Origin of the sequence: Pseudomonas sp. B13(2017) (assembly GCF_002113245.1) — a bacterium.
GTDB classification, from domain to species: domain Bacteria; phylum Pseudomonadota; class Gammaproteobacteria; order Pseudomonadales; family Pseudomonadaceae; genus Aquipseudomonas; species Aquipseudomonas putida_Z.
Genome location: NZ_NEJX01000026.1, coordinates 39309 through 60918, shown reverse-complemented (window position 1 = coordinate 60918; position 21610 = coordinate 39309). Strand labels below are relative to the sequence as shown.

Annotated in this window: 18 protein-coding genes; 12 read left to right on the top strand and 6 right to left on the bottom strand. The window is 64.4% G+C overall.

Features of this window, described 5'->3' with window-relative positions; all coding sequences use genetic code 11:
• Positions 1-10: 10 nt before the first annotated feature.
• The 8 genes from CAG44_RS25325 (at position 11) to CAG44_RS25290 (ending at position 8275) form a co-directional block, all read left to right on the top strand.
• Entirely contained in the window at positions 11-967 is a 957-nt protein-coding gene (locus CAG44_RS25325; protein ID WP_085693220.1) for a glycosyltransferase family 2 protein, read from the top strand.
• Positions 968-975: 8 nt separating this feature from the next.
• On the top strand, positions 976-1500 hold the full coding sequence (locus CAG44_RS25320) for a serine O-acetyltransferase (RefSeq protein WP_085693219.1): 525 nt from the start codon (positions 976-978) through the stop codon (positions 1498-1500).
• 5 nt (positions 1501-1505) lie between these two features.
• Positions 1506-2483 (top strand): glycosyltransferase, encoded by a 978-nt coding sequence (locus CAG44_RS25315; RefSeq protein ID WP_085693218.1) that lies wholly within the window; start codon positions 1506-1508, stop codon positions 2481-2483.
• Between the two features lie 9 nt (positions 2484-2492).
• Positions 2493-3497, top strand: coding sequence for a VirK/YbjX family protein (locus CAG44_RS25310; RefSeq protein WP_085589551.1), 1005 nt, complete (start codon positions 2493-2495; stop codon positions 3495-3497).
• 60 nt (positions 3498-3557) lie between these two features.
• Entirely contained in the window at positions 3558-4760 is a 1203-nt protein-coding gene (locus CAG44_RS25305; protein ID WP_085589553.1) for a glycosyltransferase, read from the top strand.
• A complete protein-coding gene (locus CAG44_RS25300; RefSeq protein WP_085693217.1) occupies positions 4757-5944 on the top strand; it encodes a glycosyltransferase family 2 protein in 1188 nt (395 codons plus the stop codon). Before CAG44_RS25305 ends, CAG44_RS25300 begins: the two co-directional genes overlap by 4 nt.
• Positions 5944-6696: a WecB/TagA/CpsF family glycosyltransferase gene (locus CAG44_RS25295; protein ID WP_085693216.1), complete on the top strand. Its 753-nt coding sequence runs from the start codon at positions 5944-5946 to the stop codon at positions 6694-6696. Before CAG44_RS25300 ends, CAG44_RS25295 begins: the two co-directional genes overlap by 1 nt.
• A gap of 157 nt (positions 6697-6853) precedes the next feature.
• Positions 6854-8275, top strand: coding sequence for an undecaprenyl-phosphate glucose phosphotransferase (locus tag CAG44_RS25290; RefSeq protein ID WP_085693215.1), 1422 nt, complete (start codon positions 6854-6856; stop codon positions 8273-8275).
• A gap of 181 nt (positions 8276-8456) precedes the next feature.
• Here the strand turns inward: CAG44_RS25290 and CAG44_RS25285 are convergent, their stop codons facing one another.
• Positions 8457-9398, bottom strand: coding sequence for a LysR substrate-binding domain-containing protein (locus CAG44_RS25285; RefSeq protein WP_075046970.1), 942 nt, complete (start codon positions 9396-9398; stop codon positions 8457-8459).
• Positions 9399-9544: 146 nt separating this feature from the next.
• On the opposite strand from CAG44_RS25285, the gene CAG44_RS25280 reads away from it, so the two are divergent.
• Entirely contained in the window at positions 9545-10921 is a 1377-nt protein-coding gene (locus CAG44_RS25280) for an L-serine ammonia-lyase (protein ID WP_085589562.1), read from the top strand.
• A gap of 140 nt (positions 10922-11061) precedes the next feature.
• On the opposite strand, the gene CAG44_RS25275 is transcribed toward CAG44_RS25280, so the two are convergent.
• From CAG44_RS25275 to CAG44_RS25260, 4 genes are all read right to left on the bottom strand, one after another.
• Complete coding sequence (locus CAG44_RS25275) at positions 11062-11739, bottom strand: DUF3313 domain-containing protein (RefSeq protein WP_085693214.1); 678 nt, start codon at positions 11737-11739, stop codon at positions 11062-11064.
• 204 nt (positions 11740-11943) lie between these two features.
• Entirely contained in the window at positions 11944-13239 is a 1296-nt protein-coding gene (locus CAG44_RS25270) for an FAD-binding oxidoreductase (RefSeq protein ID WP_085589565.1), read from the bottom strand.
• A gap of 13 nt (positions 13240-13252) precedes the next feature.
• Positions 13253-14341: a polyamine ABC transporter substrate-binding protein gene (locus CAG44_RS25265; RefSeq protein ID WP_085589567.1), complete on the bottom strand. Its 1089-nt coding sequence runs from the start codon at positions 14339-14341 to the stop codon at positions 13253-13255.
• A gap of 181 nt (positions 14342-14522) precedes the next feature.
• The gene (locus CAG44_RS25260; RefSeq protein WP_085589569.1) at positions 14523-15881 is read right to left on the bottom strand and encodes a glutamine synthetase family protein; all 1359 of its coding nucleotides are present in this window, start codon (positions 15879-15881) and stop codon (positions 14523-14525) included.
• Positions 15882-16064: 183 nt separating this feature from the next.
• Here CAG44_RS25260 and CAG44_RS25255 point away from each other — a divergent pair, with 183 nt between their 5' ends.
• Both CAG44_RS25255 and CAG44_RS25250 read left to right on the top strand, forming a co-directional pair.
• Positions 16065-16964, top strand: a complete 900-nt coding sequence (locus CAG44_RS25255; RefSeq protein WP_085589571.1) for a helix-turn-helix domain-containing protein — start codon at positions 16065-16067, stop codon at positions 16962-16964.
• Between the two features lie 164 nt (positions 16965-17128).
• Positions 17129-19039, top strand: a complete 1911-nt coding sequence (locus CAG44_RS25250) for an AAA family ATPase (RefSeq protein ID WP_085693213.1) — start codon at positions 17129-17131, stop codon at positions 19037-19039.
• 149 nt (positions 19040-19188) lie between these two features.
• On the opposite strand, the gene CAG44_RS25245 is transcribed toward CAG44_RS25250, so the two are convergent.
• Positions 19189-20574 (bottom strand): aldehyde dehydrogenase family protein, encoded by a 1386-nt coding sequence (locus tag CAG44_RS25245; protein ID WP_085693212.1) that lies wholly within the window; start codon positions 20572-20574, stop codon positions 19189-19191.
• Between the two features lie 107 nt (positions 20575-20681).
• Here CAG44_RS25245 and CAG44_RS25240 point away from each other — a divergent pair, with 107 nt between their 5' ends.
• Entirely contained in the window at positions 20682-21548 is an 867-nt protein-coding gene (locus CAG44_RS25240; RefSeq protein ID WP_013972688.1) for a LysR substrate-binding domain-containing protein, read from the top strand.
• The last annotated feature ends 62 nt before the right edge of the window (positions 21549-21610 follow it).

The following is a 21610-nucleotide window of genomic DNA, read 5'->3' as shown; positions in this document are numbered from 1 at the left end:
GATGGCAACAATGGCTAGCAAACCTGTGGACGTCATGGTGGTCAACTTCAACACGGCCAGGTTGCTGCAGCCGATGTTCGATGCGCTGCGCCGGGCCGACAGCGAACGGCTGGCCAGCTACCTGGTGGTGGACAATGCCTCGGTCGATGACTCGCTGCAGCGCATGGCCGAGGTGTGCCCGCAGGCACTGCTGCTGAGCAACAGGCAGAACGTGGGGTTCGGCCGGGCCAACAACCAGCTGCTGGAGCACCTGAAGGGCAAGTACGCCTTGCTGCTGAACACCGACGCCTTCGTCGCCGCCGATTCCCTGCAGAAAACCCTCGACTACATGGAAACCCACCCGGAGTGCGGGGTGTTGGGGGTGCGCCTGGAGGGCCGCGACGGCGACCTGCAGCCCAGTTGCCGCTACTTCCCCACACCGCTCAACGTGTTCGTCGGGCGTACCGGGCTGGGGCGCTTTTTCCCCGGCCTGAAGATGGTCGACGAAATGAACTGGGACCACGCCTCGGTCCGCGAGTGCGACTGGCTGCCTGGCTGCTTCTACCTGGTGCGCCGCGAAGTGCTCGACCAGGTGGGCCTGTTCGACCCGCGCTACTTTCTTTATTACGAAGAGGTCGACCACTGCAAGCGGGTGAAGGCGGCCGGCTGGAAGGTGGTGTTCTACCCGCATACCACGGTGGTGCACATCGGTGGGGAAAGCTCCAGATCGGTGGCCGAACTTGAGGCGGCCAGCCGGCAGATCTCGTCATACCAGATCGAAAGCGAGCTGCTGTACTTTCGCAAGCATCACGGGCTGGCGGGCCTGGCCCTGCACATGCTGCTGGTCACCTTGGGCGACCTGGTGCTGGCACTCAAGGCGCTGTTGAAACGACGCGGCCGGGGCGCGATACAGGCCTGCTGGCGTCACTGCCGGGCGACCTGGTCTCTGTTGTTCAAGACCCGGTACGCCAGCCAACCGACAAGGTAGGTGGAGCCATGTTCGAGAATATACGTGCCGACCTGCGTGCCCACGGTGGCGACTGGGGCGCCCAGGGCTTCTGGGTACTGCTGGTGTACCGCTTCGGCCGCTGGCGCTATGGGGTGCGCCCGGCACTGCTGCGCAAGCTGTTTTCGTTCATCTACAAGGTCCTGTTCAAGTTCGTGCAGATCATCACGGGTGTGGAGTTGCCGTGCGAAGTGGTGATCGGCCGCAACTTCGTCATCGACCATTTTGGCGGCATCGTCATCAGCGGCTATGCCCGTTTTGGCGATGACTGTCGCATCCGCAATGGTGTAGTGGTGGGCCTGAAGAACGTCAACGAGCCGATTGCACCGGTGTTCGGCAACAACGTCGATATCGGCACCGGGGCCAAGGTGCTGGGTAGCATCCGTATCGGCAACGACGTGATCATCGGTGCCAATGCCGTTGTGCTGGTGGATGTGCCGGACAATTCGCTGGCGGTGGGGGTGCCGGCCATCATCAAGGCCAGGCAACCGGCCGCCACGGCGCCCGTCGAGTGAGGCCCATGGCGAGCGGGATCGGTGTGGTGGTGATTGGCCGCAACGAAGGCCAGCGCCTGGAACGTTGCCTGATTTCGCTGCAGCAGGGGGCGGACAAGGTCATGTACGTCGACTCGGGCTCCACCGATGGTTCACTGCACTTGGCCCGCAGACTGGGGGTAGAGGTACTGGCGCTGGACCTGGGCACCCCGTTTACTGCCGCACGCGCCCGTAACGAAGGCTTTTTCGCCTTGCAGCGGCGGCTGCCGTCAATGCAACTGGTGCAGTTCGTCGATGGCGATTGCGAGGTGGATAGCGGCTGGCTGCCCGCGGCGCAGGCGTTTCTCGACGACCATCCCGACGTGGCAGTGGTGTGTGGCCGCCGACGCGAGCGCTTCCCGCAGCGGTCGGTGTACAACCTGTTGTGCGACCTGGAGTGGGACACCCCCATCGGCGAGGCCAAGGCGTGTGGTGGCGATGCCCTGATGCGGGTAGATGCCTTTGCTGCGGTCGGCGGCTTTCGACCCGAGCTGATCGCCGGAGAAGAGCCCGAACTGTGCGTGCGCCTGCGGGCAAAGGGCTGGAAAGTCTGGCGCCTGGACGCCGAGATGACCCTGCACGACGCGGCCATGACCCGTTTCAGCCAATGGTGGCGGCGTAGCCTGCGTGCTGGCCACGCCTATGCCGAAGGGGCCTACCTGCATGGTCAGCCGCCCGAGCGGCACTGGCTGCGCGAATCGCGCCGGGCCTGGCTGTGGGGCCTGGGCATCCCCGTGGTGATCGTGCTGGCCTGCCTGCTGCTGGGCGGCTGGAGCCTGCTGTTGCTGCTGGTCTACCCGCTGCAGGCCGTACGCCTGGCCCGGCGTGGTGGCAAGTCGGTGCGGGAGAACTGGCTACAGGCGGTGTTCCTGGTATTGGGCAAGTTCCCGGAAATGCTCGGGCAACTGAAGTTCTTGCGCCACCGCATCGCGGCCGGCAAATCGACGTTGATCGAGTACAAGTGAGAGGGGCCCATGATGCTCGGCATGATCGTGAAAAGCGTGTTTACCTTGCAACCGGGCTACTCGTTGCGGGCGCTGAACAACAAACGCAAGTTGACGCTGCAGATTGCCAGGCAATGGCCTGAGCTGAATGCGTTCCTGCAGCGCATGACGGCGACGCTGGGCCCACAAGGTTTGCAGCGGCTGGGGGTGGATTGCATCGGTGTCGTGCAGTGGCCCTACCTCAGCAAATGCTGGGAAGCCCCGCAGCGCCTGGAGGTGCTGGCTTCGCACTTTGAAGTGCTTGCGGGGCAGTTTCCGGCGCTGTTGCTGCTGGGGCGGGACGAAAGCCTGACGCTGTGCGAGCTGTCCAGCCATTCGCCGGGCTGCCGCCTGGTGCTGGACCGGCCGATCTGGTTCAAGCGCGAAGGCGAGTTGGTATTGAACCTGTTCCAGGGCGACCTGCGGGTGGCATCCCTGGCGTTCAGCTTGTGCCGCAGCCAGGGCGAGCTTTGCCTGTTCATCGGTGCCGTGCAGGGCATCCACAAGGGGATCGACAGCGAAACCTCATTGGCCATCTACCGCGACCTGACCAAGGACTTCGAAGGGTTGCGCCCACGCAGCCTGCTGCTCGAAGCATTGAAGTGCCTGGCCAGGACCCTGGGCGTGGCGCACCTGTATGCCGTCAGTGACGCCTGCCGCCACCATCGGCACGCGTATTTTGGCAACGACAAAGGCCAGGACCTGGCGGCCAATTATGACGTGATCTGGCTGGAGCACGGCGCTACTGCGTCGAACCATGCGGATTTCTTCGCCCTCCCGCTGGCCGTGGTACAGCGGGCGGAACAGGACATCCCGGCGAAGAAACGGGCGATGTACCGCCGCCGCCAGGCGTTGCTCGACGATGTTTTCACCCGCTTGCAGGCCACGTTGCCAGGCAGCGGTCTCAACCTTGGACTACAAGGGAAACAGGAGGATGCACCTGACGAGGTGGCATCGGCAGGGCGCCGGCCGCCGGTAATCGACAGCCTGAAGTAACGGCCGGCCCTGCCACGGCAGGCCTGAAGGTTCATTACGCGGGTCTTGATCTGGATTCCTATGCGCATTGCTTATTTCATAAACCAGTACCCGAAGGTCAGCCACAGTTTCATCCGCCGCGAGATCCTGGCGCTGGAGCGCCAGGGGGTGGAGGTGCAGCGTATTGCCCTGCGCGGGTGGGACGCCGAGTTGCAGGATGCCGAGGACTCGAGCGAACAGGCCAGGACCCGCTATGTGCTGCAACGTGGCGTCAAGGGCTTGCTGGCACCGTCCTGGCAAGTGCTGCGCGCACAGCCGCGCCGGTTCTTCCAGGCGCTTTGGCTGGCCATGCGCCTTGGCCTGCGGGCCGACCGCGCCTGGCCCTACCACCTGGTCTACCTGGCCGAGGCTTGCCAGGTACTGCAGTGGTTGCAGGCTGGCGAAGCAAAACATGTGCATGCGCATTTCGGCACCAACTCCACCGAGGTGGTGATGCTGGCCAACGTGCTGGGCGGGCCAGCCTACAGCTTTACCGTGCACGGGCCGGAAGAGTTCGACAAACCGCAGTTCCTGCACATGGGCGAGAAGGTGCGGCGTGCCGCATTTGTCGCGGCGGTCAGCTCGTACGGGCGCAGCCAGTTGTTTCGCTGGGTGGCACACGACCACTGGGCCAAGGTGAAGGTGGTGCATTGCGGCCTCGAGCGCAGCTTCCATGAGGTGGCGCCGGTCGGCGTGCCCACGGCGCCACGCCTGGTGTGCGTCGGCCGCCTGTGCGAACAGAAAGGCCAGCTGCTGTTGCTCGAGGCCGCGCGGGTACTGGCCGCCCGGTCGATCGCCTTCGAGCTGGTGCTGGCCGGCGACGGTGAAATGCGTGGGCAGATCGAGGCGTTGATTGCCCGGCATGGCTTGCAGCAGCAGGTGCGCATCACCGGCTGGATCAGCAGCGCACAGGTGCGTGAGGAAATCCTTGCGGCGCGTGCACTGGTGCTGCCCAGCTTTGCCGAGGGGTTGCCGGTGGTGATCATGGAAGCCATGGCCTTGCGCAGGCCAGTACTGACCACCTATGTGGCAGGTATTCCCGAGCTGGTGCGGCCGGGCGAGAACGGCTGGTTGTTCCCTGCCGGCGCCGTGGACGAGCTGGCGGCGGCCATGGCCGACTGCCTGGCGCAACCTGCCGAAGCGCTGCAGCGCATGGGCGAGGCAGCCCGCCAGCGTGTGCTGCAACGGCATGACATCGATACCGAAGCGGCCAGGCTGGCCAGCTATTTCAAGGCATCCGCATGATGAGTGTATTGGCTTGGTTACTGGGCACACTGGCGGCCATCGCCCTGTTGCCGGTGCTGCTGCTGTTGGTGCAGGTGCTGATGGCTTGCCTGCCAGCGCGCGCGCAGCCGTTGGGCAACAACGCTCGTCCGCAGGTGGCAGTGCTGGTGCCAGCCCATGACGAGGCGTCGATGATTCGTGTCACGCTGGCAAGCATTGCCCCGCAGTTGCGGCCTGGCGACCGCTTGCTGGTGGTGGCGGACAACTGCACTGACGACACCGCGCAACTGGCGCGCGAGGCCGGTGCCGAAGTGGTGGAGCGCCGCGATGCGCGGTTGCGCGGCAAGGGCTACGCCCTGGATTTTGGCGTGCGCCACCTGGCCAGCCAGCCGCCCGAGGTGGTGATCGTGGTGGATGCCGACTGCCAAGTGGGCGAGGGGGCGATCGAGCGCCTGGCGCGGCGCTACCGCGAGGTCGCTCGCCCGGTGCAGGCGCTGTACCTGATGCACGCACCGGCAGGGGCCGGGCTGGCAGTGCAGGTTGCCGAGTTCGCCTGGCGGGTCAAGAACCTGGTGCGCCCGCGTGGTTGGGCACGGCTGGGCCTGCCTTGCCAGTTGATGGGCGCCGGCATGGCGTTCGGCTGGCGTGACCTGGCCTTGATCGACCTGGCCAACGGGCATCTGGTGGAGGATGTGAAACTGGGCCTGGACCTGTGCCAGCAGGGCAAGCCGCCAGTGTTCTGCCCCGAGGCCGTGGTCAGCAGCCTGTTCCCTGCCAGCCAGCAAGGCCTGGGTAGCCAGCGCACCCGCTGGGAGCATGGGCACCTGAGCCTGATGCTGGCCGATGCGCCCAGGCGTGCGCTGGCCGCAGTCACCCGGCGTAACGGCAGCTTGCTGGCCATGACCCTGGACCTGCTGGTGCCGCCCCTTGCGTTGCTGGTGCTGAGCCTGCTCGGGCTCAACCTGGTGGCCTGGCTGGCGTACCTGCTGTTCGGCCTGGCGGCACCTGCCTGGATCGCCCTTTGCGCGCTGGCATTGCTCGGCCTTGCCGTCGCACTGGCCTGGGCGCGCTTCTGTCGCGAACTGATCCCGTTTTCCGTGCTGCTGTACGCGCCGTTTTACGCCGCAAGGAAGGTCCCCTTGTATCTGGGGTTCCTGATCAAGCGCCAGGTTGAATGGGTACGTTCGAAACGGGATAAAGACTGATGGCTGAATGGCAGAAACGTTGGAACACCCTTGTCGGCAAGCTGGAAGTGGTGGTGGATGCCACTGCCGCGCAGCGCCTGCTGGACAGGCTGAGCGCCCCGGAAGCCGCGACCGTGCTGGGCTTCGTCAATGCCCATGCAATGAACCTGGTGGTGCGCGATGGCGCCTGCCACCAGGCATTGTCGGCGGCCGACGTGCTGCTGCGCGACGGTTCCGGCATGGCGATCCTGTATCGCCGGCTGGGGCTTGAACCGGGGCTCAACATGAATGGCACCGACTTCATTCCTCGGCTCCTGGCCGCCTACCGTGGGCGGCGGGTCGCGTTCTGGGGCACCCGGCAACCTTACCTGGACCAGGCCGTGCAGCGCAGCGTAGCCATGTTCGGGGTGGTGCCAGTGTCGGTCCACGATGGCTTTGCCAGCGTCGATACCTACCTGCAACTGGCCAGGGAGCAACAACCGGAGCTGATCGTGCTGGGCATGGGCATGCCCAGGCAGGAGGTTGTGGCGGCAAGGCTGGCAGCAACTGGCGGGCCGTGCCTGATCGTGTGCGGCGGCGCGATCCTGGATTTTCTCGGCGGCAAGGTCAGCCGGGCGCCCGAGTGGTTGCGGCGGATGGGCGGGGAGTGGCTGTACCGACTGTTGCGCGAGCCGAAGCGTTTGTTCATGCGTTATGTGGTGGGTAACCCGTTGTTCCTGCTGCGTACCTTGCTGTACCGCCGCGACGGAGGGGCGGCCAGACACCCCGTATGAGCGGCACAATCCGCGCACACTGATGGCGGGTGGCTGCTACAGTGAGATCAATGGGTTGGGGCTGCAGGATTTCGCTTCACGGGCTTTGCATGAGCCGTTGTCAAGTCTTGCTGGTTTGTGGAAGGCACTTGCTGCGCGCAAATTGATGAGGTCTGAAATGGTTCTCGAGCCCAGAAGCAGTCGTTCCTTATTGCAGAGAAGAAGCAGCGTAAGTAACGCCATTCAGGCCGGCCTCGATGGGATTGCAGTCACCGGCATTGCCTGGTACCTGATCTACGACCAGTTTGGCTACATCACCTCCGATTACGTGATCATGCTGCTGTTGCTGGTTGGCGCCCTGGCAGTCATCTACGATCATTATGCGATCTACCGTACCAACGTTGGCCTTTCCATCAAGGCTTTTCGGCTGTTCAAGGCCTGGTCGGCAACCTTTTGCTTCCTGGTGGTCATGGCCTTCCTGGCCAAGCAGAGCGAAACCTATTCGCGGCTGCTGGTGGTGCAGTTGTTCATCATTGGCTACATCGCCCAGTTGTTCCTGCACTTTGCCGTGCGTGAATTGCAAAAGCGCTTCACCGCCCATGCACGCCTGGACAACGCCCTGATCATTGGCGCCGGTGACCTGGCCAACTTCCTGTACCAGAAAATCAGCAACAACCCCTGGTTCGGCGAGCGTGTGCTGGGCTGCGTGCTGATCGACAGCGCCGATGAGCCGGGGCGCGAAAGCGCCGACGGCAAGCAGCGCATGCCAGTGCTTGGGCATGTTGCCGAGCTCGACGATGTCGTGGCCCGTCACGGCATCCGCACGGTGTACCTGGTGACTCCACTGGGTGGTTCCGAGGTCATCAATGATGTGTATTTCAAGTTGCTCGACAAGTGCATTGCGGTGAACTGGGTGCCGGATATCTTCTCGTTGCGCCTGATCAACCACAGCGTGCGGGAAATTGCCGGCATTCCCGTGCTGACCTTGTCGGAAACACCGCTGACGGGCATGAGCCTGTTCCTGAAGAACCTCGAGGACAGGGTGTTGGCGGCGCTGATCCTGCTGCTGGCATCGCCGGTGTTGCTGGCCGTTGCGCTGGCCATCAAGCTCGATAGCCGCGGCCCGGTGTTCTTCCGCCAGGAACGCACCGGCTGGACCGGGGAAGCGTTCCGCATCTGGAAGTTCAGGAGCATGCATGTCCATCAGCCGGAAGAGGGCGTGGTCAGGCAGGCGCAGAAGAATGACCCGCGGCTGACCCGGGTCGGCGCCTTCATCCGCCGCACCAGCCTGGATGAACTGCCGCAATTGTTCAATGTGCTGACCGGGGAGATGTCGCTGGTCGGGCCACGGCCGCATGCCTTGCAGCATGACACGCTGTATTCGCAGGACATCGTCGACTACTTTGCCCGCCACAATATCAAGCCTGGCATGACCGGCCTGGCGCAGGTGCGTGGGTTCAGGGGCGAGACCAGGGATATCGAGCAGATGATCCAGCGGGTGGACTCGGACATCGAGTACATCAACAACTGGTCGCTGTGGCTGGATTTCGTGATTCTGGTGCGCACGTTGAATGCGTTTACCGGCAAGCAGGCCTACTGACGCACAAATCTCGCAAGCGCTCTGCGCACCCTGTGGGAGCGGGTTTACCCGCGAAGAATCCAACGCGGTGCATGGCACCGGCTGTGCCGGTGTTCGCGGCTAAAGCCGCTCCCACAGGGTCCCTGCTAATTCAGTGAGTCACTTGTAATTCCATGAAAGTGTGCAAGCGCTCTTGGCCGCCCTAGTCCTTGTTCAGCGGGTGCAACTCCCTGAACCCCCGCGCTTCCTCCACCAGCCAGTCATGCACCGCCCGCGCCCCCGGCTGGTTCAGCCCGCCCGGCGGGTAATGCACCACATAGCGCTTGTGATTGGCGATCGGCACCCCGAACGGCACGATCAGCGCCCCGCGCTCCAGTTCGTCGTTGAGCAGCGTGCGCCGGGCAATCGCCACGCCAATGCCGGCAATCGCCGCCTCGATGGTCAGGTGGTTGCGGTTGAAGGTATGCCCGCGCCGCACATCCAGGCCGGCGGCGCCGATGCCCTCCAGGTAGAACTCCCATTCGGCATATTCCGAACTGCCGCGCCAGGCCGTGATGTCGTGCAGCAGCGGGTAGTGCGCCAGGTCTGCCGGCCCGTGCAGCGGCGGGCGCCCGCGCAGCAAGGTGGGGGAGCACACGGGGAATATCTGCTCGTCCAGCAGCGGCGTCGAGAGCATGCCGGGGTAGCTGCCATCGTTCAGGTCGATGGCCAGGTCGAAATCGCCCGGGGTCAACGCCTGGGCACTGTCTTCGGCCACCAGGCGCAGCTCGATGTCCGGGTAGCGTTGCTGAAAGCGCGGCAGGCGAGGCGTGAGCCATTTGGCCAGGAACGACGGGATCGAGCGCAGGCGCAAGGTGCCGCGGATTTCCCCTGCGTCCAGGCGCAGCAGTTCGGCTTCGATGCTGCCATAGGCTTCGGTCACCGTCTGCGCCAGGCGTTGCCCTTCGGCGCTCAGTTCCACACCGCGCGCCCGGCGCAGGAACAGCCGATAGCCCAGGCGTTCCTCCAGCTGGCGCATCTGTTGGCTGACGGCGCCTGGGGTGATGTGCAGCTCCTCGGCACAGCGGGTGAAGGACAAGTGCCGGGCCGCACAGGCGAACACGTGTAGCCAGACGAACGTCTGGCCATTGAGTTGTCGTCGCATCGTTTAGTACCACTAAAGCCTTGCTTAGGAAGTTTCGTTGGTCATCCATGAGCCAGCGCGGCAGTATCGCGCAAAATCGCAATAACGCTCAATTTCTCCAGATAACCGTGCTGCGTCTTCATACCCGGGCACGGTCAGGCATTAGCATGGCTATCAGTGTTTTCGACCTTTTCAAAATCGGCATCGGGCCGTCCAGTTCCCACACCGTCGGCCCGATGCGGGCGGCGGCTACCTTTGCCCAGGCCCTGCGCGAACAGGGGCTGCTGGCCCGGGCAAGCCGTGTCGAGGTGCGGCTATACGGGTCGCTGTCGGCCACCGGGGTTGGTCACGCCACCGATCGTGCCTGCCTGCTCGGCCTGATGGGGCAGTGGCCGGACCGTATCGACCCGGCCACCATCGAGTCGCGCATTCGCCAGGTGATGCAGGAGCACTGCCTGATGCTCGATGGCAGCCACCCGCTGGCGTTCGACTACAGCCGCGACATGCTGCTGCTCGACGAGAACCTGCCGTACCACCCCAATGCCATGAGCCTGGAAGCCATGGACGGGCAGGGCAGCCTGTTGCGCCAGACCTACTATTCAGTGGGCGGTGGCTTTATCGTCGAGCAAGCCGAGATCGATGCGCCAGCTGTCGAAGCGAATGCGCTGGTGCTGCCGTACGAGTTCGACAGTGCCGCGCAGTTGCTGGCCTTGTGCAAGGCCCATGGGTTGAGCGTGGCGCAGTTGATGATGGCCAACGAATGTGCCTGGCGCCCGGAGGCCGAGGTCCGCGAGGGCTTGCTGCGGATTTGGGGCGCCATGCGTGAATGCGTCGACAACGGCCTGCGCAACGAAGGCATCCTGCCGGGCGGGTTGCACGTCAAGCGCCGAGCGGCGCGGCTGCATCGCAGCCTGCAGGAACTGGGCAAGCCCAACGTGATCGGTTCCACCCTCAGCGCCATGGAATGGGTCAACCTGTTCGCCCTGGCGGTGAATGAAGAGAACGCCGCCGGCGGGCGCATGGTCACGGCGCCTACCAATGGTGCGGCTGGCATCATCCCGGCGGTGCTGCACTACTACATGAAGTTCAACCCGGGCGCGTGCGACGCGGACGTGGTGGACTTCCTGCTGGCGGCAGCGGCGGTCGGCATCCTGTGCAAGAAGAACGCTTCGATTTCCGGGGCTGAGGTTGGTTGCCAGGGCGAGGTGGGCTCAGCCTGTTCGATGGCCGCTGCCGGCCTGGCCCAGGTGCTGGGCGCTACGCCGCCGCAATTGGAAAATGCCGCCGAGATTGCCCTGGAACACAACCTTGGGCTGACCTGCGACCCAGTTGGTGGCCTGGTGCAGGTGCCGTGCATCGAGCGCAACGCGATTGCTGCGGTGAAAGCGATCAACGCCGTGCAGATGGCGTTGCGGGGGGATGGCGAGCACTTCATCTCGCTCGACCGGGTGATCCGCACCATGCGTGATACCGGGGCGGACATGCATGCCAACTACAAGGAGACTTCGCGCGGCGGCCTGGCCGTTGCCTTCGTCGAATGCTGACGCGGTCAGCTGTAGGAGCGGCCTTGGGTCGCGAAAGGGCTGCGAAGCAGCCCCAGCGATTTCAGCTTGTATACGTGGATCTGGGGCCGCTCCGCACCCCATCGCGACACAAGGCCGCTCCTACATGGACCAGTTAGGCTTTAGCGGGCTTTCTGCTTCGCTTCCAGGAAGCTCGCGCGCATGTCCTTGGCCCAGCCATCCAGCACCGGCTTGACGTCATTCAGGGTCAGCTGCGTGGTCTTGTTCTCCAGATCCTGCCCCGTGCCCTTGCGCACGACCTGAGCCAGCACTTTCTGGCTGGCACCATCGAGGAACGCAGCTTCCACGCCGACATCCACCTCCTGGTCACGGCCGCCCATGGCCGTGTTCACACCGGCTGAAATCAGCGCGATAGGGATGACCTCATAGGGCTTGAGGCCCTCGTTGCTGGTGGACACCGCAGTAATGGCCGGGCGCACCACGATCACGCCCGGGCCGGGGCCCTTGGCCAGCGGTACCACGCTGCCCATTTCACGGCGCAGCGCTTTGTTGAAGTAGCGGGTGATTTCCTGCAGCGTCTGCGCCGAGATGACCGCCGTCGGCTGCGGCCTGGGGTAGAACTGGCTGGGCTCGATGAACACCTGGCTGTACTGGTTGACGTTGACCTTGGGGTCGATCCAGCGCATCACCGGGTCACCCGACGGGCTCTTGGTTTCCTGCAGCCGGCTGTAATCCTTGAGGAAGCCGGAGTAGTCCTTTGGGTCCACGCGATTGCTGGAGCAGGCGGCCATGGCAAGCAATGCGGCGCACAACAGGGTAATGCGGGGCAATGATTTCATGATGAAGATGCATCCATGATAGGTCGGCCAGAACAACGCTAGCAGGTGCGGGGCAGTTGGCCAGTGGGTAGGTTCAATCGATTGTGAAATGGTAGAAAGTTGGAGGGGTTGGAAGGGTTTGTCTTGAGTTTTTCTGCGTCTGTTAGACCGAGCGCCGCGCGGGCGGCGCTCGGTCTAACAGACGCCGCAAAGCTCGTGGCGAACTCAACCCAGCACCTCCCGCAGTCGATACCACAACATCCCCAGCGCCAGCAGCGGCGAGCGCAGTGCCTTGCCGCCGGGGAAGGTCAGGTGTGGCACCGCGCTGAACACGTCCAGTCCCTGGCTGTGGCCGAGGGCGATGCTTTCGGCCAGCAGTTTCGCCGTCCAGTGCGTCACGTTCAGCCCATGCCCGGAATAGCCCTGGGCGTAGTAAACGTTGGGGTGCTGGCTGAGGCGTCCGACCTGGGGGAAGCGGTTGGCGGTGATGCCGATCATGCCGCCCCACTGGTAGTCGATACGCACGTTGGCCAGCTGCGGGAACACCTTCAGCACCTTGGGCCGCATGTAGGCGGTGATGTCCTTGGGGTCGCGGCCGGAATAGTGGCAGGCGCCGCCGAACAGCAGGCGCCGGTCTGCCGTCAGGCGGTAATAGTCCAGGCCGACTTTCTGGTCACACAGCGCCATGTTCTGCGGGATCAGGCTGCTGGCTAGTGACTCGGGCAATGGCTCGGTAGCCACCACGTAGCTGCCGGCCGGCAGCACCTTGCCGCTCAGGCGTGGTTCCAGTTCATCGAGGTGGGCGTTGCAGCCCAGCACCAGGCTGCTTGCCCGCACCTTGCCACGGGCTGTGTGCAGGGTCACGCGGGGGCCGTGCTCGATGCGCAGCACCGGGCTCTGCTCGAAGATGCGTACGCCCAGGCCGTGGGCGGCGCGGGCTTCGCCCTGGACCAGGTCAAGCGGGTGCAGGTGGCCCGAGCCCATGTCTACCAGGCCGCCGGCGTACTGGTCGCTGGCGACGATTTCATGCAGCTGGTCGGCACTGACCAGGCGGGTTTCAGGGCGATAACCGAGTGCGGCCAGGTCGTCCTGTTCGTCCTTGAATGCGGCGAACTGCGCTGGGGTATTGGCCAGTTCGCAGAAGCCCCAGCGCAGGTCGCAGGCAATGCCGTACCGGGCGATGCGGCTGGCCACCAGCGCTACCGAATCGATGCCGGCCTGTTTCAGGTAGTGCACGCCGTCCTGGCCGACATGTCGGGCAAAGCCGCTGACGTCATGGCCGATGCCGCGAATCAGCTGGCCGCCGTTGCGGCCGCTGGCGCCCCAGCCGATGCGCCGGCCTTCAAGCAGCACCACCGAGAGCCCGCGTTCGGCCAGTTCCAGGGCGGTATTGACCCCGGTCAGCCCGCCGCCGACCACGCACACATCGGCGCTCAGTTCGCCGTCCAGGCTGGGATAGGGCGCTGCATCGCGTGCCGTGGCGGCATAGTACGAAGCGGTGTGTTGGGTAGTGAAAGACATGGGCGTTCTCGACTCAGCGGTTGGACTTGATCTTGCTCCAGGAACGGGTCATGACGCGCATGATCTTCGGGCTCGGCGTGCTGGAGATGTACAGCTTGTCCAGCACGTCCTGGGGTGGGTAGATCTCGGGGTTTTTCACCAGCGACGCGTCCATGTAGGCCTGGGCATCGGGGTTGGCGTTGGCATATCCGACCGTGGCGCTGACCTTGGCGATCACCTTGGGGTCGAGCAGGTAGTTGATGAACGCCAGGGCCTGTTCGGGGTTGTTGGCGTCCTTGGGGATGGCCAGCAGGTCGAACCACAGGTTGCTGCCTTCCTTGGGAATGCTGTAGGCGACTTTCACGCCGTTTTTCGCCTCCACGGCGCGGTTGGCGGCCTGGAACACGTCGCCGGAGTAGCCGAAGGCCACGCAGACATCGCCATTGGCCAGGTCGGAAACGTACTTGGAGGAGTGGAAGTAGGTGATGTAGGGGCGCAGTTCGAGCAGGCGGGCTTCCGCCTTGGCGTAGTCGGCCGGTTTTTCGCTGCGCGGGTCCATGCCCAGGTAGTTGAGCACGGCCGGGAACAGTTCGTCGGGCGAGTCCATGAACGCCACGCCGCACTGCTTGAGCTTTTTCAGGTTCTCGGGCTCGAACAGCACCGCCCATGAATCGATATGGTCGACGCCCAGGGCCGCCTTGACCTTGTCGATGTTGTAGCCGATGCCGTTGGTACCCCACAGGTAGGGTACGGCGTACTGGTTGCCAGGGTCGTTCTGCTCAAGCTGCTTGAGCAGCTTGGGGTCCAGGTGCTGCCAGTTGGGCAGCTTGCTGCGGTCCAGCGGCAGGAAGGCACCGGCCTGGGCCTGGCGTGCGAGGAAGTGGTTGGATGGCACCACCACGTCATAGCCGGTGCGCCCGGCCAGCAGCTTGCCTTCCAGGGTTTCGTTGGAGTCGAACACGTCATAGACCACCTTGATCCCGCTGCTGGCCTGGAAGTCGGCCACGGTGGTGTCGCCGATGTAGTCGGTCCAGTTGTAAACGCTGACCGAGGGGGTGGCCTGGGTGGTGGTGGCGAACAGCAGGGCGAATGCGGTGGGGATCAGGGTTTGCAGATGACGCATGGGGACACCTCGTTGGTCTTGTTCTTGGCGTTCGGTGTGTTGGGGCTGCTTTGCAGCCCATCGCCGGCAAGCCGGCTCCCACAGGTACAGCACAGGCTTCAGGTTCATGGAGAACCTGTGGGAGCCGGCTTGTCGTGGCGACGAACCGCGGCGATGGGGTGCAAAGCACCCCTTGGGTGGATCAGACGCTCAGCATCAGGAATTCACGCTCCCACGAGCTGATCACGCGCTTGTAGTTCTCGTGCTCGGCGCGCTTGACCGCTACGTAACCCTGGACGAACTGCTTGCCCAGGTACTGCTGCACGGTCTCGCAGTCTTCCATGTGCTGCAGGGCGTCCTCGATGGTGATCGGCAGGCGCAGGTTGCGCCGCTCGTAGGCACGGCCCTGCACCGGTGCGCTGGGCTCGATGCGCTCGATCATGCCCAGGTAGCCGCACAGCAGGCTGGCGGCGATGGCCAGGTACGGGTTGGCATCGGCGCCCGGCAGGCGGTTTTCCACGCGCATCGCCTCGGGGCTGGAGGTGGGCACGCGCAGGCCGGCGGTGCGGTTTTCTTCACCCCACTCGACGTTCACCGGTGCCGAGGTGTCCGGCAGGAAGCGGCGGAACGAGTTGACGTTGGGCGCAAACATCGGCAGCAGCTTGGGGATGTACTTCTGCAAACCGCCGATGTGGTACAGGAACAGCTGGCTCATGCTGCCGTCTTCATTGGCGAAGATCGGCTTGCCGGTTGCGATGTCGACCACGCTCTGGTGCAGGTGCATGGCACTGCCGGGCTCGTCGGTGATCGGCTTGGCCATGAAGGTGGCGGCCACGTTGTGCTTGAGCGCGGCTTCACGCATGGTGCGCTTGAACACGGTGATCTGGTCGGCCAGGTCCAGGGCGTCGCCGTGGCGGAAGTTGATCTCCATCTGCGCCGGGCCGTCTTCATGGATCAGCGTGTCCAGGTCCAGGCCCTGGATCTCGCACCAGTCGTAGACATCTTCGAACAGCGGGTCGAATTCGTTGGCGGCATCGATCGAGAACGACTGGCGGCCGCTTTCGGCACGGCCGGAACGCCCCAGCGGCACTTGCAGTGGCAGGTCCGGGTCTTCGCAGCGCTGGGTCAGGTAGAACTCCATCTCCGGTGCCACGATCGGCTGCCAGCCTTTGTCGGCATACAGCTTGAGCACTTTCTTCAGCACGTTGCGCGGCGACAGCTCGATGGGGTTGCCTTGCTTGTCGAAGGTGTCGTGGATCACGATCGCGGTCGGCTCGATCGCCCACGGGATCTGGTACACGGCGCTCGGGTCTGGGCGGCAGACCATGTCGATGTCGGCGGCATCGAGCAGGTTGTAGTAGATGTCATCGTCAACGTAGTCGCCGGTGACCGTCTGCAGCAGCACGCTCTCGGGCAGGCGCATGCCACGCTCGTGGAGAAACTTGGCGGTGGGCGCGATCTTGCCGCGGGCGATGCCGGTCAGGTCGCTGATCACGCATTCGACTTCGGTGATCCGGTGTTCTTTCAGCCAGGTGGACAGCTGATCGAAGGGGGCGTTCATACAGACCTCTTGGTTGGGGTTTAGTGTGGGAGCAAGCGTGCCAGCGTAAACCGTTCTACGGTTTCGAAGGCGTCCCGCTTCCCAGGTGACGCGCTGGAGACTATCTTGGTCGCAGCCCGCATGGCTGATCTATCCACTTTCTCCGGCAATGAATGCACCAAAAGAGTGCAACTAGGACCGAGCGTGACAACCGCCAATGCCCTGCAAGTCCAGGCTTTCCACACCACCGACGTGACCGAACAAGTACGTGCCACCCCTGGGTGGCAGCAGCAGTACCGGCAGATGTCGCCCGGGCATTTCAGCGGAGAGCTGCGTTGCCTGGGGCTGGACGGGGTGGAGGTCTACGAGGAGCGGTTGAACACCCGGGTGGAGCAGTTTTTCCGCGCACCCAGCGGTTCGCTGGCGTTCTGCTTCGACCGCAGCGAGAACAGCCTGTACCTGCTGAACGAACAGAGCCGCAACATCTGGATCACCCCGGAGAACTACCAGGAAGTGGCGGTCGTGTTCGACCAGGCCTTCCTGGCCCGCCATGGGCTGGACCCGCAGCGCCTGGAAGGGTTGTTCATGGTGCCGCTGGGCAGCGGCCAGAACGCGCTGTTCGGCAGCTGGCTGAGCGCGACGCTGACCCGCCTGGGCCAGGCGGATTGCCCGCTGCAGGGGCAGGCCCTGGCGGAGCAACTGCTGGAAGACTGCCTGTTCATCCTCGACAACGCCTGCCAGCGCCTGCAGGGCGTGGCGTTGGGCCGGCGTGACGAGGAACGGGCGATCATGCGCCGGGTGAGCGAGTGGGCGGCCGACTGCCCGGAGGAGACTCTTAACCTGGTGGAGCTGGCGGATGTTGCCGGGGTTTCCTTGCGTCAGTTGCAGCAAGCCTTCAAGGCGTATACCGGGATGCCGCCGGCGCACTGGTTGCGCCTGCGCCGGCTGAACGGTGCGCGGCGCGATCTGCTGCACGGCGGTGAAGTGACCGTGGCCGAGGTGGCGATGCGTTGGTCGTTCTGGCATTTGGGAAGGTTTTCAGAGAGTTACCGGCAGTTGTTCAAGGAGTTTCCCAGCGAGACTTTGAAGCGGGGCAGGGGCTGAATCTGGTGGTGTAGCTGCTCCCACAGGGTCACCTCAGTGCCAGGCGTTGTGAGGTCCCTGTGGGAGCGGGCAAGCCCGCGAAAAGGCCGGCCCAGGCAATACACAACCCAGCATTCCACAGCGAAAATTGCTATCGTGCCGCCCTGATTCCACCCGAGGTGCCGATGTTCTACCTGCCTTTGCCCAGCGACCAGGCCGACCGCCTCGCCAGCGAGCCCACCACCGACTTCTTCACCACCGCCAGCGTCCTCGACGCCGCCGCAGTGCTGTTCGTGCAGAACCTGCCGCGCCAGCCCGCCACCGCCTCGGCGGATGCGCAGGAACGCCGCTTTGCCGAAATAGTGCGCATTGCCAACGAGGTCGAAAGCGCCGCGCCGGGGCGCTTCCCGGGCCAGGTGGCGCAGCACTTCGATCGCGAAGCCTTCGCCATGGGCCTGGGCATGCTGGGCGAAAACGGTATCGCACTGCTGTCGACCGAGGTGGAGTACCAGGCCGACGAACTGCTGGACGCCGAGGGCCAGTGGAACTTCCAGTTCGCCGACAGCTACCGCCAGCGGGCAACCCCGCTGCACCCGGTGTACCTGCCTTCCCTGGCCAGCGACCTGATGCTCAGCGACCAACAGAACCGCCTGCTGCGCGAATTCCTCAGTGGTATCGATGAGTCGGTGGCGGTTCAGGGCTTTGCCGGCACCGGCAAGACCTTCCTGATTCACCAGTTCGCCCGTTTGCTCGAGCCGCAGCGCACGCTGTTGCTGGCGTTGACCGAAGGCCAGCTGCGCGCGCTGCAGGCGCGGGTCAAGGATGCCGCCGCCTACACCGCACTGACCTTCGGCCAGCTGGCCGACGAGCTGCTCAACCGCGACCTCACCAGCAATGGCTGGCGCCTGCGCGACCCGTATCGCACCAAGCTTTCGTGGCGCCCGCAGGATGCGCAGGTGGTACGTTGGCTGGCCATCCCCGACATCGGCCCGCTCGCCGCGCGCGATGTGGTTGCCTTATGCGTCCGCGCGGTGCGCACGTTCTGCCACAGCGCCGACACCCAGCTGCAGTTGCACCACCTGCCCTGGGCCGGGCCGGGGACCACGCCACTGGACCAGGAAGTGTTGCTGGAAAAGGCACGGCTGTACTGGCAGGAGCTGATTCGCCCGTCGGCACGGGAAATCCAGTTGCCGGTGCGCGACTACCACCGGGTCAAACTGCTGTCGCTGACCGGTCATGTGATCGACAGCCGCTACACCCATGTCATCGTCGACGAGGCCCACGAGCTGTCGGCACCGATGCTTGCCGTGCTCGACCGCAGCCCGCAGTCGATCATTGCCCTGGGTGACGAGCTGCAGAACCTCAACGGCCTCAGCGCGCACCATGGCGGCTTCATCCGCCAGCGTTACATCGACCACTCGCTGCGGGCCGGGCCGGCGATGGACAACGTGCTCAACCCGCTGATCCAGGCCCACCCGGCGGCGATCCAGGCAGCTTTCAGCGGCAGCGCCGAGCATTACACGCGGGTCAGCTTCTTCGATGCGGTAACGGTGCCGGAACAGCCCACGGCATTGATCGTCGACGATGAATGGGGCCTGTTTGGCTGGTTCCAGCGCCTGACCCACCAGGGTGTGCCGTTCGTGCTGCTGAAAAGCGCGCGCAAGGACTTCGAGCTGTTCGTCGAAGACTGCATCGAGCTGTACCGCCATGGCACCCGGCCGCGTCACCCGATGCTGTTCCGCTATGCCAGCTGGCAGGCGCTGGAGCAGGACAAGGGTGATGACAAGGCGTTCGTCGCCGTGGCCAACATGCTGCGCAAGGGTTACACGCCAGAGCACTTCGCCAGGGCCAAGAGCCGTTACCGTTGGGACAAGGCGCCCAAGCTGTTCCTGGGGCGGGTGCGGGATGTGAAGAACATGGAGTTCGCCCGGGTGATGGTGTCGCCGGAGCTGATGGTAGCGCCGCAGGTGGCCGGGAACCGCAATGAACGGGCGCGGATGCTGGCGGGGTTGTACACCGCCTGTTCGCGGGCGCGGCATGAACTGATCGTGCCGGGGGGGATGCTGGACTGGGTCAAGGACCAGGTTCGGGATTGAGCCCTGGGGCCGCTTTTTCAGCCCTTCAAAGTCCTTGTGGGAGCGGGTTCACCCGCGAACACCGGCGCAGCCGGTGCCGGGCACCGTGTCGCCTGATTCGCGGGTAAACCCGCTCCCACAGGGCTGCAAAGCAGCCCCAGGGTCATGAATCAGTTACGGTCCAGCCACACAGTCTGGGCATTGGTGAACTCACGCACACCAAAGTGCGACAGCTCACGCCCGAAGCCGCTCTTCTTCACCCCGCCAAACGCCACGCGGGGGTCGGAAGCGCAATAGCCGTTGATGAACACGCCGCCGGTATCCAGCGCCGCGGTCATGCGCTCGGCCAGCGCGTAGTCGGCGGTGTAGATGGTCGAGGCCAGGCCGAACTCGCTGTCGTTGGCCAGCTCCACCGCATGCTCCGCATCACGTGCGCTGATGATCGCCGCCACCGGGCCGAACAGCTCCTGCTTGAACGCAGTCATCTGGGGGGTGACGTTGGCGAACACGGTCGGCGCGTAGAAGTTGGCAACGCCATCGACCTTGTGGCCGCCCAGCAGCAGGGTGGCGCCTTCGGCGATGGTCGCCTGGACCTGGCCATCCAGCTCGTCGCGCAGGTCGTAACGGGCCATCGGGCCGATGTAGGTACCTTCTTCCAGCGGGTTGCCGACCTTCAGCTCGCGAGTGGCCTCGACGAACTTGCGGGTGAATTCGTCAACGATGCTTTCCTCGACGATCAGGCGCTTGGCCGCAGCGCAGACCTGGCCGGTGTTCTGGTAACGGCCGATCACGGCTGCTTTCACGGCGGCATCCAGGTCGGCGTCGGCCAGCACGATGAACGGGTCGGAACCGCCCAGCTCCAGCACGCACTTCTTCAGCGCGGCGCCGGCTTGCGCACCAATCGCCATGCCGGCACGCACGCTGCCGGTCAGGGTCACGGCGGCGATGCGCGGGTCGTTGATGGCGCGGGTGACGCCGTCCGGGGTCACGTTCAGCACTTCGAACACGCCTTCCGGCAGGCCGGCATCCTTGAACAGCTCGCCCAGCAGGTAGGCGCTGCCCATCACGTTCGGCGCGTGCTTGAGTACGTAGGTGTTGCCGGCCAGGATCGCCGGCACGGCGCCGCGCAATACCTGCCAGACCGGGAAGTTCCAAGGCATCACGGCCAGGATCGGGCCCAGCGGGCGGTATTCGATGCGGGCTTTCTCGACCTGGGTCGGCTCGGCGGCGAGCATGGCCGGGCCATGTTCGGCGTACCAGCGGCACAGGCCGACGCACTTGCTGACTTCACCACGGGCCTGGGCGACAGGCTTGCCGATTTCGCGGCTGATCATTTGCGCGAAGGCTTCGGCCTTGGTTTCGAGGGTTCTGGCCAGGGCAAGCAGGTACTCGCTGCGCTGACCCAGCGACACCTGGCGCCACTGGCGGTAGCCAACCTTGGCGCGTTGCAGCGCCGCTTCCAGTGCGGCGTCGGTGTCGAACGGGTAGGCGCCGATCTGCTCGCCGCTGTACGGGTCGAGGGAGATGGCGTGGGTCAGGCTGCTGATCGCGCTCATGGCGGGACACTCTCGTTGTTGTTGAACCGTGACGCCAGACTAGTGGGCTATGGCTTTAATGAAAACTGAATAATAATGAGCGAAACATTCACGTTTGGAGAAAGGCTGTGGACCTGGTGCAACTGGAGATCTTCAAGGCCGTGGCAGAGCAGGGCAGCATCAGTGCCGCCGCGCAGCATATCCATCGGGTGCCGTCGAACCTGACCACGCGTATCAAGCAACTGGAGGAGGACCTGGGCGTGGAGCTGTTCATCCGCGAGAAGAGCCGCCTGCGCCTGTCCCCCGCAGGCTGGAACTTCCTCGAATACACCCGGCGCATCCTCGACCTGGTGCATGAGGCGCGGTTGACCGTGGCCGGTGAAGACCCGCAAGGCACCTTCGCCCTGGGGTCGCTGGAAAGCACGGCCGCGGTGCGCATCCCGGCCTTGCTGGCGGCCTACAACCAGCGCTACCCCAAGGTCGACCTGGACCTGTCCACCGGGCCGTCCGGGACCATGCTCGAAGGCGTGTTGTCTGGCCGCCTGGTGGCGGCGTTCGTCGACGGGCCGGTGCTGCACCCGACGCTGGAAGGCATGCCGGTGTTCGAGGAAGAAATGATGGTCATCGCGCCGCTCAACCACGCCCCGGTAACCCGCGCCCAGGACGTCAACGGCGAAAGCATCTACGCCTTCCGCGCCAACTGTTCGTACCGCCACCACTTCGAGAACTGGTTCGTGCAGGACCAGGCGGTGCCGGGCAAGATCCACGAAATGGAGTCGTACCACGGCATGCTGGCCTGCGTCAGCGCCGGCGCCGGCCTGGCCATGATGCCGCGCAGCATGCTCGACAACATGCCCGGTTGCAGCACCGTCAGTGCCTGGCCGATGTCGGAGGATTTCCGTTACCTGAAGACCTGGCTGGTGTGGCGCCGGGGCACGGTATCGCGCAGTTTGAGCATGTTCGTGAAACTGCTTGAGGAAGGGCGCGCAACCTGATGTTCCAGCGCAATATTCACACCATCGATGCGAATTTCATCAAGACGACCATGCATCAGCAC

Coding starts and splice junctions, on each gene's coding strand:
- CAG44_RS25295 (WP_085693216.1), top strand. CDS start 5,944: ATGGCTGAATGGCAGAAACGTTGGAACACCCTTGTCGGCAAGCTGGAA.
- CAG44_RS25320 (WP_085693219.1), top strand. CDS start 976: ATGTTCGAGAATATACGTGCCGACCTGCGTGCCCACGGTGGCGACTGG.
- CAG44_RS25290 (WP_085693215.1), top strand. CDS start 6,854: ATGGTTCTCGAGCCCAGAAGCAGTCGTTCCTTATTGCAGAGAAGAAGC.
- CAG44_RS25260 (WP_085589569.1), bottom strand. CDS start 15,881: ATGAACGCCCCCTTCGATCAGCTGTCCACCTGGCTGAAAGAACACCGG.
- CAG44_RS25310 (WP_085589551.1), top strand. CDS start 2,493: ATGATGCTCGGCATGATCGTGAAAAGCGTGTTTACCTTGCAACCGGGC.
- CAG44_RS25325 (WP_085693220.1), top strand. CDS start 11: ATGGCTAGCAAACCTGTGGACGTCATGGTGGTCAACTTCAACACGGCC.
- CAG44_RS25265 (WP_085589567.1), bottom strand. CDS start 14,341: ATGCGTCATCTGCAAACCCTGATCCCCACCGCATTCGCCCTGCTGTTC.
- CAG44_RS25305 (WP_085589553.1), top strand. CDS start 3,558: ATGCGCATTGCTTATTTCATAAACCAGTACCCGAAGGTCAGCCACAGT.
- CAG44_RS25245 (WP_085693212.1), bottom strand. CDS start 20,574: ATGAGCGCGATCAGCAGCCTGACCCACGCCATCTCCCTCGACCCGTAC.
- CAG44_RS25270 (WP_085589565.1), bottom strand. CDS start 13,239: ATGTCTTTCACTACCCAACACACCGCTTCGTACTATGCCGCCACGGCA.
- CAG44_RS25300 (WP_085693217.1), top strand. CDS start 4,757: ATGATGAGTGTATTGGCTTGGTTACTGGGCACACTGGCGGCCATCGCC.
- CAG44_RS25275 (WP_085693214.1), bottom strand. CDS start 11,739: ATGAAATCATTGCCCCGCATTACCCTGTTGTGCGCCGCATTGCTTGCC.
- CAG44_RS25280 (WP_085589562.1), top strand. CDS start 9,545: ATGGCTATCAGTGTTTTCGACCTTTTCAAAATCGGCATCGGGCCGTCC.
- CAG44_RS25250 (WP_085693213.1), top strand. CDS start 17,129: ATGTTCTACCTGCCTTTGCCCAGCGACCAGGCCGACCGCCTCGCCAGC.
- CAG44_RS25315 (WP_085693218.1), top strand. CDS start 1,506: ATGGCGAGCGGGATCGGTGTGGTGGTGATTGGCCGCAACGAAGGCCAG.
- CAG44_RS25285 (WP_075046970.1), bottom strand. CDS start 9,398: ATGCGACGACAACTCAATGGCCAGACGTTCGTCTGGCTACACGTGTTC.